The sequence below is a fragment of the Rhodobacteraceae bacterium M382 genome (assembly GCA_025141015.1).
GTDB classification, from domain to species: Bacteria; Pseudomonadota; Alphaproteobacteria; order Rhodobacterales; family Rhodobacteraceae; genus Aliisedimentitalea; species Aliisedimentitalea scapharcae.
The window spans coordinates 3980691-3995825 of sequence record CP081098.1; the positions used below are offsets into that span (position 1 = coordinate 3980691).

General features: G+C 58.6%; 15 protein-coding genes. 5 read left to right on the top strand and 10 right to left on the bottom strand.

Annotated elements, in window-relative coordinates; all coding sequences use genetic code 11:
• Window positions 1-66 precede the first annotated feature (66 nt).
• The 3 genes from K3727_18435 to K3727_18445 form a co-directional block, all read right to left on the bottom strand.
• Entirely contained in the window at window positions 67-726 is a 660-nt protein-coding gene (locus tag K3727_18435; GenBank protein ID UWQ90718.1) for an HAD family phosphatase, read from the bottom strand.
• A 100-nt stretch (window positions 727-826) separates the two neighbouring features.
• Window positions 827-1387: a 16S rRNA (guanine(966)-N(2))-methyltransferase RsmD gene (gene rsmD / locus K3727_18440; protein ID UWQ90719.1), complete on the bottom strand. Its 561-nt coding sequence runs from the start codon at window positions 1385-1387 to the stop codon at window positions 827-829.
• A complete protein-coding gene (locus K3727_18445) occupies window positions 1384-2595 on the bottom strand; it encodes an FAD-dependent oxidoreductase (GenBank protein ID UWQ90720.1) in 1212 nt (403 codons plus the stop codon). Before K3727_18445 ends, rsmD begins: the two co-directional genes overlap by 4 nt.
• Before the next feature lie 95 nt (window positions 2596-2690).
• Here K3727_18445 and K3727_18450 point away from each other — a divergent pair, with 95 nt between their 5' ends.
• Window positions 2691-3176, top strand: a complete 486-nt coding sequence (locus K3727_18450; GenBank protein UWQ90721.1) for a peroxiredoxin — start codon at window positions 2691-2693, stop codon at window positions 3174-3176.
• A 126-nt stretch (window positions 3177-3302) separates the two neighbouring features.
• On the opposite strand, the gene K3727_18455 is transcribed toward K3727_18450, so the two are convergent.
• The 6 genes from K3727_18455 to K3727_18480 all read right to left on the bottom strand — a co-directional run bounded on the left by K3727_18455 (window position 3303) and on the right by K3727_18480 (window position 9157).
• On the bottom strand, window positions 3303-3596 hold the full coding sequence (locus K3727_18455; protein UWQ90722.1) for a 4a-hydroxytetrahydrobiopterin dehydratase: 294 nt from the start codon (window positions 3594-3596) through the stop codon (window positions 3303-3305).
• Window positions 3593-4780 (bottom strand): GNAT family N-acetyltransferase, encoded by a 1188-nt coding sequence (locus tag K3727_18460; protein ID UWQ90723.1) that lies wholly within the window; start codon window positions 4778-4780, stop codon window positions 3593-3595. The genes K3727_18455 and K3727_18460 overlap by 4 nt, the downstream gene beginning before the upstream one ends.
• A gap of 48 nt (window positions 4781-4828) precedes the next feature.
• Complete coding sequence (locus K3727_18465) at window positions 4829-5599, bottom strand: phosphodiesterase (protein ID UWQ90724.1); 771 nt, start codon at window positions 5597-5599, stop codon at window positions 4829-4831.
• Window positions 5596-6054 carry a RidA family protein gene (locus K3727_18470; GenBank protein ID UWQ90725.1) on the bottom strand — a complete coding sequence of 153 codons (459 nt, stop codon included), beginning with the start codon at window positions 6052-6054 and terminating at the stop codon, window positions 5596-5598. Before K3727_18470 ends, K3727_18465 begins: the two co-directional genes overlap by 4 nt.
• Window positions 6055-6122: 68 nt before the next feature.
• A complete protein-coding gene (locus tag K3727_18475) occupies window positions 6123-7427 on the bottom strand; it encodes an HlyD family type I secretion periplasmic adaptor subunit (GenBank protein ID UWQ90726.1) in 1305 nt (434 codons plus the stop codon).
• Window positions 7424-9157, bottom strand: coding sequence for a type I secretion system permease/ATPase (locus K3727_18480; GenBank protein ID UWQ90727.1), 1734 nt, complete (start codon window positions 9155-9157; stop codon window positions 7424-7426). The genes K3727_18475 and K3727_18480 overlap by 4 nt, the downstream gene beginning before the upstream one ends.
• A gap of 192 nt (window positions 9158-9349) precedes the next feature.
• Here K3727_18480 and K3727_18485 point away from each other — a divergent pair, with 192 nt between their 5' ends.
• Complete coding sequence (locus K3727_18485) at window positions 9350-10111, top strand: VacJ family lipoprotein (GenBank protein UWQ90728.1); 762 nt, start codon at window positions 9350-9352, stop codon at window positions 10109-10111.
• 3 nt (window positions 10112-10114) lie between these two features.
• A complete protein-coding gene (locus K3727_18490; GenBank protein UWQ90729.1) occupies window positions 10115-10702 on the top strand; it encodes an ABC transporter substrate-binding protein in 588 nt (195 codons plus the stop codon).
• 131 nt (window positions 10703-10833) lie between these two features.
• On the opposite strand, the gene K3727_18495 is transcribed toward K3727_18490, so the two are convergent.
• Window positions 10834-13125, bottom strand: coding sequence for a PBP1A family penicillin-binding protein (locus K3727_18495; protein ID UWQ90730.1), 2292 nt, complete (start codon window positions 13123-13125; stop codon window positions 10834-10836).
• 268 nt (window positions 13126-13393) lie between these two features.
• Between K3727_18495 and K3727_18500 the strand changes: the two genes are divergently transcribed.
• Both K3727_18500 and K3727_18505 read left to right on the top strand, forming a co-directional pair.
• Window positions 13394-13732 carry a P-II family nitrogen regulator gene (locus tag K3727_18500; GenBank protein UWQ90731.1) on the top strand — a complete coding sequence of 113 codons (339 nt, stop codon included), beginning with the start codon at window positions 13394-13396 and terminating at the stop codon, window positions 13730-13732.
• 56 nt (window positions 13733-13788) lie between these two features.
• Complete coding sequence (locus tag K3727_18505; GenBank protein ID UWQ90732.1) at window positions 13789-15126, top strand: ammonium transporter; 1338 nt, start codon at window positions 13789-13791, stop codon at window positions 15124-15126.
• Window positions 15127-15135: the final 9 nt, after the last annotated feature.

A 15135-nucleotide genomic window follows, 5' to 3' on the forward strand; every position in this document is an offset into this window, starting at 1 on the left:
TCGCCGGGGGCGCTGCCCCCGGACCCCCGAGGTATTTTTGACCAGAAAGAAGCAGGAGACGTGGCGTTAAAGTCCGATGAGGCGCGCAACGTCTGACATGTCCCGGATCACTTCGGCCCCTTGGTCGCTGAGTGTTTCGGCCGGCGTGATCGCAGCATAGCCGAGACACCGCATCCCCGCGCGCGCCGCGGCCAGAGCGCCGGTCGGGCTGTCTTCGATCACCAGGCAGTCCCGCGCCTGAACATTGAAATGACTGGCCGCAGCAAGAAACAGACCTGGGTCCGGCTTGGACATGCCCAGCGCATGAGCCGAGAACATAGCGTGATGGAACCGCTGCCACAGACCATTCTGTCCCAGGGTGATCTGCATCTTGTGCTCGCTGCCATTGGACGCCACGCAAGTCGGTATACCGGCCCGGTCCAAGGTCTGAAGCAAGTCCACAATGCCCGGGATCAGATCGACGCCGTTTTCCAGTGCCGCATAGGTTTCCTGATAGACTTCGTCGATCCAACCGTCGTGCAGATCAGCACCAAGGTTTCTGGCCTTGTCCATCACCCCGGTCATTGTCGAGCCAACAAACAGGGACATGCAGCCAGCCAGATCAAGGTTCAGACCATACCGCGCCAAATTGTCAACAAGCGCCTGATTTGAAATGGTTTCGCTATCGACCAGCACCCCGTCACAGTCAAAGATCACCAGCGCAGGGGTCGGGGTGGTTTGTGGCATCGCGGAGGTGTCCTGAAGATGGGGTGATCGAAAAACCCAGCATGACATCAGCCCTGGTCAGACACAAACCCCGGATCGGCGGCCTGCCGCGCGCCACGTTTCAATCCGAAATAGTGCGCCACATCAGCGTGATATGGGTATCGCCATATTTACGGCTGTCATGCGGTTCGAACCCTGGAGGGGCAACCATCGGTGCGTTTTCCTCCCATACCACCAACGCGTCATCGCCGATCCAGCCCCCTGTCATTGCCGCTTGCAGGGCTTTTTGCCCCATCCCTTTGCCATAGGGGGGATCAAGGAAGACCAGATCATAGGACGCATCCGGATTCGGCCCCAGCCGGGTGGCATCCCTGCGGGCCAACTCTGTCTGATCGCCAGCGCGACAGACGTCGATATTCTTGCGGATCAATCCGGTTGCAGCCCGCCCATCATCGACAAAGGTGACTGATTCTGCCCCCCGCGACAACGCTTCGAGTCCAAGCGCCCCGGTTCCGGCAAACAGATCCAGAACCCGGGCACCGGGAATGGCCCCGGTGTGCATCAGCACGTTGAACAGGCTTTCGCGGACCCGGTCGGTGGTGGGACGCAGATGTGCACCTGCATCCCCCTTGCCCACCGAGGCCAACGCGCGGCCGCGGAACTGACCGGCAATGATCCTCACGCGCGCAGGAGCGGCTTTAGATCAGCCGAAGGGTCTGCGACCACGGTCTTGTCTGCGGTTTTACCAGTGTCGATCAGACGTTTGGCCACCATATAGGCGCGCGGATCGTTCATCGCATCCACAGCGACCAGCTTGTCCCCGGTGTAATACCAGAACGAAACCGTCTGACCTTCGCCCTGACGGGTGATCACATTGTCATAGCCGGTGTTCAGCCCCGCGATCTGCAGTTTGACGTCATACTGATCTGACCAGAACCAGGGAGTTGCAACATAGTCCTTGTCAGCACCCAGCATGTTGGCGGCCACGATTTCAGCCTGGTCGATGGCGTTGGGCACGCTCTCCAGACGGATCCGACCGCCCTGATATGGGAAAGATGCACAATCGCCGGCTGCCCAGATCGACGCATCCGAGGTCCGCCCCCGAGAATCCGTCTGAATGCCGTTTTCCAGCGTGACGCCAGCCAGTTCTGCCAGCTGTGTGGCCGGCATAATACCGACACCTGCAATGACAAAATCCACATCCAGCTCAGACCCGTCGCTCAGAACGGCACCCGTGACTTTGCCATCTGTGCCAACCAGATGGCCCAGCCCCACGCCTTCGCGGATGGTCACACCGCGGTCGCTGTGCAGCGCACGAAAGTAATCCGAGGTTTCAGGCGCGGCCACCCGCTGCAGAATGCGGTCAGCCATTTCCACCAACGTCACCTGCACGCCACGTTTGGCACAAACGGCGGCCGCTTCCAGTCCGATATAGCCGCCACCGACGATCAGCGCCCGGGCCCCTTCGGTCACGGCCGGGGCCATGGCATCGACATCCCCCAACCCGCGCACCACATGAACGCCGTTCAGATCGCCACCGATGGCTGCCGGCAGATGGCGCGGATCCGACCCGGTGGTCAGAGCCAGCTGATCATAGTTGATCACTTCGTCCCCGACGCTCACGGTTTTGGCAGCAGCGTCAATTGCGGTTACCGGCTGACCCAGCTTCAGAGTGATGTTGTTGTCGTCATAAAAGCTTTGCGGACGGAGATAGAGACGCTCGACCTCCATTTCGCCCAGCAGATACGCCTTGGACAACGGTGGTCGCTGATAGGGCAGCGCAGTTTCTGCTCCGATCAGGGTAATCTCTCCGTCAAATCCGTCTTTGCGCAGCTTGGCGACCAAAGAAGATCCTGCCTGCCCGGCTCCGATCACGACGATGTGGCTCATGTCCTTCTTGCCTCCCAACAAAAATGTGGTCACGGTTTCGCCGGACCCTATATGCGGCTTGTACCAAAACGCAATTGTTAGAAGGACGACATGCGATGATTTCTGTGGGAAACTCCCTTCCGGATGCCGAATTGACCGTAATGGGCAGCTCAGGCCCCGAGACGGTGCGGATTTCGGAAAAGACCAGCGGTAGAAAGGTGGCGATTTTCGCGGTCCCAGGTGCATTTACCCCCACCTGTCATTCCGCACATGTACCCAGTTTCATCAGAACCAAGGATCAATTTACCGCAAAGGGTGTGGACGAGATCATCTGTGTGTCGGTCAATGACCCCTTCGTTATGGCAACCTGGGGAGAGGTCACAGGCGCGACAGCCGCCGGAATCACCATGTTGGCGGACGCCGGCAGCAGTTTTACCGAAGCACTGGGTATGCGATTCGACGCACCGCCTGCCGGGTTGATCGGGCGGTCTCAGCGGTTTGCGATGCTGGTCGAGGACGGTGTCGTGACGGTGCTGAACATGGAGAAAGGCCCGGGTGTATGTGACCTGACCGCCGGAGAAGGCCTGTTGGACGCGATATAACCGGGACCGGGGTACTCCCGCCCGTTTTCAGTGCCCCTGACGGGACACGGAAACCCGTTGGGCCGGGCCGCGCGCGGGGTTCCCCCACGCGCGGGACGCCCTGGTTCCCGGTCAAGGCACAAGATCCTATCGCAGGCTGTCCATCTTGCGGGCCAGCTTGGCGTCCAGGGCGCTCAGCCCGTTTACGTCATGGGTGGTCAAAACCACATCGACCCGATTGTAGACATTGCTCCATTCCGGGTGGTGGTCCCATTTCTCGGACCAGATCGCCACTTTGGTCATCCAGGCGAAGGCGTCTACAAAACTCTTGAACTTGAACTGTTTCCAGAGCGCGTCCCGCCCATCAACCATGGCCCAGCCACTGTCAAAAAGTGGACCCAACAGGGGGCCACGGGTTTCTTCGCTTAGCCGTTCGGTCATTCCTGTTCCTCCACTTGCGCTTTTCTGAACGGACCATAGTCGGTCAGGATTTCGATCTCTTCGCTGACCGCGGCGGATTCCGCACGCAGGTATTCAGCGATGGCATCGGCAAATCCGGGGTCCCCGACCCAGTGCAGGCTGTGTGTCTGGGTTGGCAGGTACCCGCGCGCCAGCTTGTGTTCACCTTGCGCACCCGCCTCAACACGGCCCAACCCCAATCGGATCGCCAAATCTATGGCCTGATAATAGCACAATTCAAAGTGCAGGAAGGGATGATGTTCAATGCACCCCCAATATCGCCCAAACAGCGTCTCGCGCCCGATGAAATTCAACGCCCCCGCCACGTATTCTCCGTTGCGGCGCGCCAGTACCAACGCCATATTGTCCGCCATCGTCTCCTGAGCCAGATCAAAGAAATCCCGACTCAGATAGGGCGAGCCCCATTTGCGTGCGCCCGTGTCCTGATAGAACACCCAGAAAGCATCCCAATGTTCGGGGCGCAGATCAGCCCCGCTCAGCACCTGGATTTCACCACCAAACCCCTGTGCCTGGGCCCGTTCCTTGCGGATGTTCTTGCGCTTGCGCGACGACAGGCTGGCCAGGAAATCGTCAAAGTGATCATAGCCGTCGTTTAGCCAGTGAAACTGTTGGCTGATCCGATCCATCAACCCCATCTGCTGGCCGATCTCGGCCTCCTTGGGAGTGCAAAACGTGATGTGCAGCGAGGAGATACGGTTATCAGCAGCCAGCTGTACCGCCCCCTGTACCAGCGCCGACTGGCCAATACCTTCGTACCCCGGACGCACCAGGAACCGCCGCCCTGTCGCCGGGGTAAAGGGCACGGCAATTTGCAGCTTGGGATAATATCGCCCCCCGGCCCGCTCATAGGCATGGGCCCAGGAATGATCAAAAATATATTCCCCCTGGCTGTGGCTTTTGGCGTACATGGGCGCGCAGGCGATCAGCATCCCGTCCAGATAGGCCGTCAGATACTGTGGTTGCCAACCGGTGCCACGTCCCACGGATCCGCTGTTTTCCAACGCGCTCAGAAAACGATGGGTTGTGAACGGATCAAACGGACGCCCGCCATCGACGGTTTCGGGACAGGCACAGGCATCCCATTCATCGGCCGGGATCTGATCCAGCGATCCCAGTATCTGAATTTCGATCTGCGCCTGATCCATGTCTGCCCCTATGTGTTCCAAGAGTATCTGGGACCAATGCGGTCGGGATCAAGGGTGCTGTTGGGGCACATAGCCCTCAAATGTGATATTGTCGGCCCGTTGGCGCGCTGTGGCTTCGGCCGCAGGGGATTTGACTGTCCAGCACAGAATCGGCACACCGGCCCCGCGCAAGGTTTGAACCCGTTCACGGTCCAGATCCTCGACCTCGTGACTGATAAAACAGGCCCCGACCCGGTCGAAATCCGGGATCTGACGCAAATGATCACAGACCTCGGGTGACAGCGGCCAATCACCGGGGATATAGGCGCTGGTGACGATGCCGCGTGGCACATCCGGCAGCAGTTCGGCCATACATGCGACGCTGTGCGGGTTGAATGACATGACGGCCACATCCCCGTCATAGCCGCGCAGCGCGGCGGCCGTAGCGGCCTCCAGCGGGCCCACATCGGACCCCATGGCCCCATCCTGATCCTTGAGCTCGACCAGCAGGGGTACCTGACCAGAAACCAGTTCTAGCACTTCGTCAAAGCTGGGAATGCCTTCGCCGTCACCGCCAGAAAGGGCAATACGCGCGGCCTGTTCAGCCGTATGTTGGCGGATCACCCCATCAGCACCTGTCAGACGCCCCAGACCATAGTCATGAAAGACCATGGCCTGGTTGTCTGCAGTCAGCTGCAAATCAATCTCGATTCCATAGCCAGCCGCGATCGCCGCGCGGATGGCCGCGCGGCTGTTTTCAGGTCGCCCCTGCGCCACATCATAAAAGGCGCGATGCGCGATCGGAGCCGCCAGAAAAGACGCAGGGAGAACCTGGGTCATTTGACCTGGAACACACCGTCGATTTCAACAGCCACGCCCAACGGCAGTGACGGAGAACTGACCGCCGACCGCGCGTGACGGCCCGCGTCCCCAAGAGCTTCGACCAGAAAATCGGACGCCCCGTTGATCACCATAGGCTGTTGGGTGAAATCGGCCGTCGAGTTGACGAAACCACCCAGTTTGACCACCTTGACCAGCCGATCCAGATCGCCATCACAGGCGGCCTTGACCTGGGCCAGCAACGCAATGGCACAGCGCTTGGCCGCGGCGGCACCTGTCTGGACGTCCATGTCATCGCCCAACGTGCCGGTGATCAATCCGTTTTCGTCCGCGGAAATCTGACCAGAGACATAGACGGTATCCCCAACCTTGACCCACGGTACATAATTGGCCGCAGGTGCGGGCGCATCGGGCAATGTGACACCCAGTTCCTTCAGTTTCGCTTCAAAGCCCATAAGAGATCCTCCATCTCGCGTTTCGGCGCGGACGCTAACCGGGACATCACCCCGCGAAAAGCAAAAAATCAGCTCTCGCGGAATGCCTTGGTGAAATAATCCGCGAGCGGTTTGACCAGATAAGTGATCGGGGACCGGTCATCCGTGCGGATAAAGCTTTCAACCGGCATGCCCGGAATGAGCGTTGTTCCCTCGGGCAGGCGATTGACCTCGCCTTCGTTCAACACGATCTCAGCGCGATAAAACGACACCTGACTGGCCTGATCTTCGAACGCATCGGCCGAAACCTGTGTCACGGTACCGAACAGCTCGGGTGTCTCGCGCTGGTCCAGCGCCGAAAACCGCAGGCTGACCGTCTGCCCGACAAAGATCTTGTCGATATGGATCGGATCCACGCGTGACGCGATCACCAGCGGGCGATCCTGGGGCACGAGAAACAGAACCGGATCAGCGGGACGGATCACAGAGCGCGGCGTATGCACCTGCAACCCATAAACGATCCCCGACACCGGGGCCGTGATGTCCAGACGATCCAATCGCTCTTGTAAACTGCGGCGCTGTTCTGCCAGTTCCAGCTCGCGGTATTGCAGATCGCGCAGGCGCGTGATCGCATCTTCGCGCTGGCGCGTGCCGAGTTTCAGAATCTCAATCTCGATCTCTGTTATCCGCCCTTCGGCCTGGGCCTCGGACGCGGTCAGCTCTCCCAATGACCCATCCAGATTGGCCGCTGTCCGTCGCAAATTCAAAACCGTGGCCGCCTGTGCCAGACCGCGATCCAGCAGCGATTGCTGGTTTTCCAGTTCTTCGTTGATCAACTCCAACTGCACCACAAGTGACGCCTGCTGGGCCTTGATCCCGATAATCTGATCGGTGATCTGGCCCCGTCTCTTGCCCAATTGTTCGATTTCACGCGCGGTGGAATCCGCCCGCGCCTGAAACAGACGTTCCTGTCCCGCCACCAGCTCTGCGACCATGCCGCGTTCGGCGGCAATCGCAAGCAGTTCAAGGTCAAAGGCGATAAAGTCATTCCCATCCCGCTCGGCTTCGAGCCGACCCCGCCGGGCCATCAGTTCGAACAGCTGTCCTTCGACGATCAGCTTTTGCGATTGCAGCAAATTGGAATCCAACCGAATGAGCGGCTGCCCCAGTTCTACCGTGTCGCCTTCCTCGACCAGGATTTCAGCGACAACGCCGCCGTCCAGGTGTTGAACGATCTGGCGGTTTCGATCCACTTCCAGCCGGCCTGGCGCAATAATGGCCCCGGCAATCGTGGCCTGGACGGCCCAGAATCCGAACCCCCCGACCAGCGTGATCAGTGCCAGAACCCCGATAATAATCGGTCGCTTGGCGGACCATGCGCTTTGTTCGCTCATTGTACGCCTCCCATGGCAGCAGATTTCTTCAGTTCCTTGTGGTTGGCGACCATTTCGCGCATGACCTGATCCTTGGGACCAAAGGCCGAGCGCATGCCGCCCTCCAATACCAATAGGGTGTCACACTCCTGAATGGCCGCGGGTCTGTGGGCCATGATCAGCACCGATTTTCCCGCCTCCTTCAGGGCCCGGATCGCCGAGTTCAAAGCCTGCGACCCTTCGTTGTCGAGGTTCGAATTGGGTTCGTCCAGAATCACGATGACCGGGCTGTCGTACAACGCCCGCGCCAGGGCGATGCGCTGCATCTGTCCCCCGCTCAATCGTCCGCCACCGGCGCTGACACGGGTGTCGTAGCCATCAGGCAGTTTGACGATCATGTCATGGGCCGCGGCCAGTTTGGCGGCGGCCACGACCTTTTGCGCGTCCGGTTGTTGGGCCAGGCGGGCAATATTCTGGGCAATTGTGCCCTCAAACAGCTGAACCCGCTGTGGCAGATACCCAATGTGCCGCCCCAGAACATCTGGTGCATATTGATCCAATGCGGCCCCATCCAGACGGACGCTTCCGCCTGCCGGACGCCACACCCCGGTCAATGCCCGGGCCAATGTGGATTTTCCCGCCCCGGACGGGCCGATCACGCCAACAGCCTGACCGGGTTCGACCCGGAAACTGACGGTGCGCAGCTGGGCTCGGGTATCGCCGGGTGGCACCACGGTCAGCGACTGCACATCGAGTTTCGCCTTGGGTTTGGGCAGATCGGTTCGCGGATCTTCGGGTGGCATCTTGGACAGCAACTCTCCCAGCGAACTCCAACCTTTGGTCGCGCGCTGTACCATCGCCCACTGACCAATGGCCAACTCGATCGGGGCCAACGCCCGTCCCAACAGAATCGACCCTGCGATCATTGCACCAGGTGTGATTTCGTTCAGCAGCACCAGATAGGCACCCAACCCCAACATCGCAGATTGCAAAAGCATCCGCAGTGTTTTGGTCAATGACGTGAACGAGCCACCGACATCCGTCGCCGCCACAGTTTCCATCAACGACGCATCCCGCGCCAGCTTCCAGCGTTCAAAGGCCGCGCTGCGCATCCCCATGGCCTGGATCAGCTCGGCTTCGGTGCGAATTTCTTCGCTCATCAGGTTGGCATGGTGGGACGAAATATTCGCCTTGGTGGTGGGGCCACGCGACAGGGCCTGGTTCACAAAGGTGATCATGACCAGCAACACGCCGCCCGCGATCGCCAACATTCCCAACCAGGGGTGAAACAACGCAATTCCGGCCAAAAAGAACGGTGTCCACGGAATGTCGAACCCGGCCAGCAGAACCGGCGAGGAAATCAGGCGCTGAATCGATTCCAGATCGGCCAACCCGGTTTGGGCCGTTGGATCAGGTGCCTGGGACGATCGACGAATCATCGCATCAAAAACACGTTTGTCCAATGTGGCCTGAAACCGTGCGCCAACCCGCGCCATCACGCGCCCGCGTGTATAGTCCAGGACCCCCATGGTGCCATAAAGAAACACCACAAGCAGCGTCAACGCGACCAGAGTTTCCTCGGACCGGCTGCCCAGAACCCGATCATAGACTTGCAACATATATATAGGACCTGTGAGCATCAGCAGATTAGCAAAAAAGCTGAATACTCCCACGATCCAAAAAAGAGTGCGGCTTTGACGCCGTGCTGAACGTAATTCTTCCAGCCCTTTGTTTTGCAGATGCCCTGCCATTATTCTATTTCTTCCATCCTGCGTTTGAGCTAGTTCACCATAATATGGCTAGTAAACCGAGACTCGAATATCGCCTGTTTCCAAATTGCCACAACTTTATTAAGTCAGGGCCTCCGCACTGGGAAAAGCCCTCAATGCCTATAGATGTTGCCGATCTGCTGACAACACCTGAACAACTGGACTAATAGACCAATGAGTCTGACGCCGCGACCATTTTTGTTTATCTGCGCCACACTTCTGTGCGGTCTGTTGTCCGCCTGTGCAAAACCGACACCAGAGCAAAAAGCCTCGGGTGTGGTTTTTGATCCTTACGAAGAAACCAATCGGTCGCTGCACGAATTCAACCTTGGTGTGGACAAGGCGCTGTTTCGCCCCGCGTCCAAAGGATATGTGTCAATTGTCCCTGAACCTTTGGTCACGAGCTTCAGCTATTTTACTGAAAACCTGTCGATGCCCGGTCAGATGGTCAACGCGTTGCTGCAGGGGGATCTAAGAACTGCGGGCAGCGCCGTTTCCCGCTTTCTCATCAATACCACTGTGGGGTTTGCCGGGTTGGCAGATCCGGCCAGCGATTTTGAGATCCCCGAAGTAGACACCGATTTTGGCGAAACATTGCACGTCTGGGGGGCCGGAGAGGGCTTCTACCTAGAAATTCCCCTATATGGTCCTTCGACCTCGCGCGATGCGGTTGGGTTGGTTGTCGATCTCTTTACCAACCCGATGGGCTATGCCACGCATAATCCCGTCGACAACATCACGGTATACGCGGAAATCGTCCGACGGATGGGGGATCGCGGAAATTACTCGGATACGATCGACGCAATCCTGTATGAAAGCGCCGATAGCTATTCCCAGCTGCGCCTGCTCTATATGCAGAACCGCCGGTTTGAGCTGGGACAAACGGATGAAGCAAACGAGATCGACCCGTTCGAACTGGACACAGAGGGATTCTGAGACATGTACCGCCGCACTTTCCTGATGGGCCTTGGGGCCACCATTGCATCGGTTCCACAAAAACTGTGGGCTTTGAACGAAGCTGGTGCCCGCACGCTGATTGATACGCTGGTCAAAGACATCAACAAGGTGATCGCGTCAGGAAAATCCGAACCCGCCATGTATCGCGAGTTCGAGCGGATTTTCAAACGGTACAGCGACACATCCTATATTTCGGCCTATGCCATGGGCGTCGATGCCCGCCGGGCCTCCAGCTCCCAGAAACGGGCGTTCTCCAAAGCATTCCAAGGGTATATCGCCCGAAAATATGGACGTCGGTTTCGCGAATTCATTGGCGGCCGCCTGGAGGTTACAGGCGTGAAAAAGGTCAAGAAGTGGTACGAAGTCAGCACCATTGCCTATCTCCAGGGTGAATCTCCCTTTGAAGTCACATTCCTGGTGTCGGACAGATCTGGCAAGAACCTGTTCTTTAACATGTTCATCGAAGGCGTGAACCTGCTGTTGACCGAACGCACCGAAGTCGGCGCGCTGCTGGACAAACGAAAAGGCAATATTGATCAGATGATTTCGGACCTGTCAAAAGCCGGATAATCTGCGGTTTTTGTGTTTTGAGGATTGCGGGAAGACGCTTTGGGTGTCTTCCCGTTTTTGTTTTCGGCAGCGCCGGTGAGGCACCAAGCCCGTCAATACGGCCTTGGCACATGTGGTCTCACCAGGGTGGCTCAGTTACCAAAGATATCTTTCAGGATCTGATCCACAACCCCGCCAATACCCCCATTCTGCCCGCCGCTGCGCGATGGGCTACGCTTTGGTGTAAACTTGGGTGGCAAAGGTTTGGGAGCTTTCAAGGGCAGTGGAACCGGGGTTAACCCCTCATGAACCCGTGTCATGACCTCATTCCAGATTTCGGCTGGAAGCCCGCCGCCCGTGACACCGGTCAATGGTGTGTTGTCATCATATCCCATCCAGACGCCGGCCACATATTCCGCGGTGAACCCGATGAACCAGGCATCGCGCGCGGCCTGGGTTGTGCCTGTCTTGCCCGCGACCTGCCATCCCGGCAATTGGGCCCGGGCCCCGGTGCCTTCGGAAACGACTTTTTCCATCATCCACATCAGTTCCTGCGCGGCCTGTGTCTGGATCACGCGTTCGCCGATGCCGCCCTGAGATCCCATCAACGCCGTCTGATCCCCCTGCAACCGCAGTTCGATCAGACCATAGGGCGTCACCGAAGACCCGCCGTTCAGAATCCCGGCATAGGCACCGGTCATTTCGATCAGCGTGCTTTCTGATGCCCCCAGCGCCAAGGCCGGACCCAACGCCAGATCATTATCAATGCCAAATTCGCTGGCCACCCGCCGGACCTTGTCCCGCCCAACCGATTCCGACACTTTGATCGCCGGAATGTTCAGGGAATCCCGCAGTGCCTGCCACAACGGCACCTCACCCTGGAATTTTTTGGTATAGTTCTTTGGGCAGTATTCGCCGGACCCGGGGATGTTCATGCAATAGGGCGCATCCAGAACCAGATCATAAGGCGAATAGCCCAATTCCAATGCCGTCGCATAGACAAAGGGTTTAAACGACGACCCGGTCTGGCGTTTGGCCTGCGTTGCCCGATTGAACACGCCAGAGACCTGCGCCTTGCGCCCACCGACCATCGCCCGCACAGCTCCATCCGCGCTCATCACCACGATGGCGGCCTGCGCCTTGGATCCCTCGCGCACCTTTTCCTGAAAGATAAAGGCCAACGCCTCTTCGGCGGATTTTTGCAGCCGTTGGTCCAACGTCGTCCGGATGATCACGTCTTCGGTTGTGTTGGTGCCCAGAAAATCGGGCATGACATCCATCACCCAATCCGCAAAATACCCACCGGCCCGTGCCGAGGCCGCCTCGCTCAACTCTGCCGGATAATCCTGGGCCGCCTTGGCCTGGGCTGCGGTCAGATACTCCTGTTCTTCCATCAGACCGACGATCACATTGGCCCGGTTCTGCGCGCGGGTCAGGTTGTTGGTCGGGGCATAGCGCGTCGGCGCAACCAGCAGTCCGGCCAACATGGCCGCTTCGGACGGGTTCACCTCGGCTGCGGATTTGCCGAAATACCGCTGGCTGGCGGCTTCGAACCCACGGGCCCCAGCCCCCAGAAATGCCCGGTTCATATAAATGGTCAGGATTTCGTCCTTGGTGTATTTCACCTCCATCGCCATCGAGAAGATGGCTTCCTTGACCTTGCGCCACAGCGTGCCACGCCGACAGTCCGCTTCATATTCCCGTTCGCTCATCCCGGATTTGGGATTGTAAGGTTCGCCCAGACACAACAGCTTGGCCGTTTGCTGTGTGATGGTCGATCCACCGTGGCCGGACAAAGGCCCGCGGCCTTCACGCAGGTTGATGCGCACGGCGCTGGCCACACCGCGCGGCGAAATGCCAAAGTGGCTGTAGAACCGTTTGTCTTCGGTGGCGACAATCGCGTTTTTCAGATGCGGTGACACGCTTTGTGTCGTGACCACCCCCCCGAATTGATCACCGCGCCAGGCAAAAACCTGACCGTTGCGATCCAGCATGGTCACCGACCCGCGCGCCCGGCCATCCAACAGGGCGGTCACATCAGGCAACCCGATATAGATATAGCCGACAGCCATCGCGATCAGCAGGGCAACCACCATGCCCATGCGCCAGACAAATCCCCAGATCAACCCAAAGATCCAACCAAAGAATCTGGTGATCGCCCCCCGGATCCGGCCGGGTCCCCGCCCCTTGCCGCCGCCCTTGGTCCTGCGTGAGGAGGCCGGTTTGGAACTGGTTTTGGCGTTTGCCCGTTTCGGCTTGCTCCCGCCCCAGAATTTCAGCCGCGCCATTATCCCCGTGCGTTTGGTGCGCGAAGACCGCGTGCGCGCCGCTGGTTTGGGACGCGATTTGGGCTTGGGTTTGGCTTTTGCCTTGGGCTTTGACTGCCCGGATGGGTATCGCCGTTCCGCCACCAGGGGAGGTTTGCGCCGTGGAGAATCTGTCATGCTGGAACGCTGCTCGGTTTTTGTGTTTGCCACACAATACAGTGGTCGGGCCGCTTTGTTGAGGGGCGGTTGCCAGTGTTTTTCCCTTCTTATTGCGTCCAGTAATTAGGCATACCCGATGATTCCCGCCATTTTTGCGCGCAAATGCGGCAAACCCAGATCGGATTTGCACCGGAATTGTTCCCTTGCTGCACCGCAGCCGTTTTGCTGCAGGTGCGAAAAGAATGGCAAGACGCCTGACTTACTCGGCCAAAACTGGGGACATGACGTGAAACTCATCATTGCAACAATCAAACCGTTCAAGCTCGAAGAGGTGCGTCTCGCGCTGACCGATATTGGCATTCGCGGCTTGATGGTGACCGAAATCAAAGGGTTTGGATCACAGTCCGGACATACCGAAATCTACCGCGGTGCAGAATATGCGGTGAATTTCGTGCCCAAGATCAAGCTGGAGCTGGTCGTCGCCTCGGATCAGGTCGATCAGGTTCTCGAAGCAATCACCAAAAGCGCCCGTACCGGCAAGATCGGCGATGGCAAGATCTTTGTTCTGGACGTTCTCCAGGCCATGCGGGTGCGCACCGGCGAAACCGATCAGGACGCGCTGTAACACTGCCGCACCTGCGCGCCTCAACAGACAATCAAGGATAGACCAAGATGGACAACATGAAACTCATGCCCGCCCTGGGTGCGGTCGCAACGGTCGCGCTGCTGCCGGGGCTGGCCTTTGCCGAAGAAGCTGGCCCGACGGCTGGCGTAAACCCATCGACCGACACCGTTTTCATTCTCAATTCGCTGCTGTTTCTGGTCGGCGGCTTTCTGGTGTTCTTCATGGCCGCCGGATTTGCCATGCTCGAAGCCGGGCTGGTGCGGGCCAAGAATGTGACCATGCAGCTGACCAAGAACATGGCCCTGTTTTCCCTGGCCGCGATCTTTTATTGGCTGATCGGATACAACCTGATGTACCCACTGGGCAGCTGGTCGGTCGAAGGCGTTCTGTCGGGTGTATTCGGACCCGGCGTGCTCGAAGCTGTCGGGATCACCGCCGATCAGGCGGATGACTATTCCTATGCCTCGACTGGGTCGGACTTTTTCTTTCAGCTGATGTTCTGTGCGGCCACCGCATCGATCGTGTCGGGCACTGTGGCCGAACGGATCAAACTGTGGCCCTTCCTGATCTTTACCATTGTTCTGACAGCCGTAATCTACCCGCTGCAGGCATCGTGGAAATGGGGCGGAGGTTTTCTGGATCAGGCCGGGTTCCTGGATTTTGCCGGATCAACCGTTGTGCATTCGGTGGGCGGCTGGGCCGCGCTGACAGGTGCCATCATTCTGGGTCCGCGTCTGGGCAAATACAAAGACGGTCGCACCCATCCGATCCCGGGTTCAAATCTGGCGCTGGCCACATTGGGTACCTTTATCTTGTGGATGGGCTGGTTCGGGTTCAATGGCGGGTCGCAACTGGCCATGGGCTCCATTGGCGATGTTGCTGACGTGTCGCGCATCTTCTCGAACACCAATGCTGCCGCTGCCGGCGGGGCTGTTGCCGCGCTGATCCTGACCCAACTGCTGTTCAAGAAGCCGGACCTGACCATGATCCTGAACGGCGCATTGGCCGGTTTGGTGGCGATCACCGCCGAACCTCTGACTCCCGGTCTGGGCCTTGCCACATTGATCGGTGCCATTGGCGGTGTAATCGTGGTCTTTACCGTTCCCTTCCTGGACCGTCTGAAGATTGACGATGTTGTCGGTGCCATTCCTGTGCACCTGGTGTGCGGCATCTGGGGAACGATCGCCGTTGTCCTGTCCAACCCCGAAGCCAGCGTCATGACCCAGCTTTACGGGATCGCAGTGGTCGGTGCCTTTGTGATCGTGACATCGTCGGCTCTGTGGTACGTGCTCAAGATTACTCTGGGTATCCGCGTCAGCGAAGAAGAAGAGATCAACGGATTGGACATGGCCGAACTGGGCATGGAAGCGTATCCCGAGTTCTCGCGCAGCTAAGATCTGCCC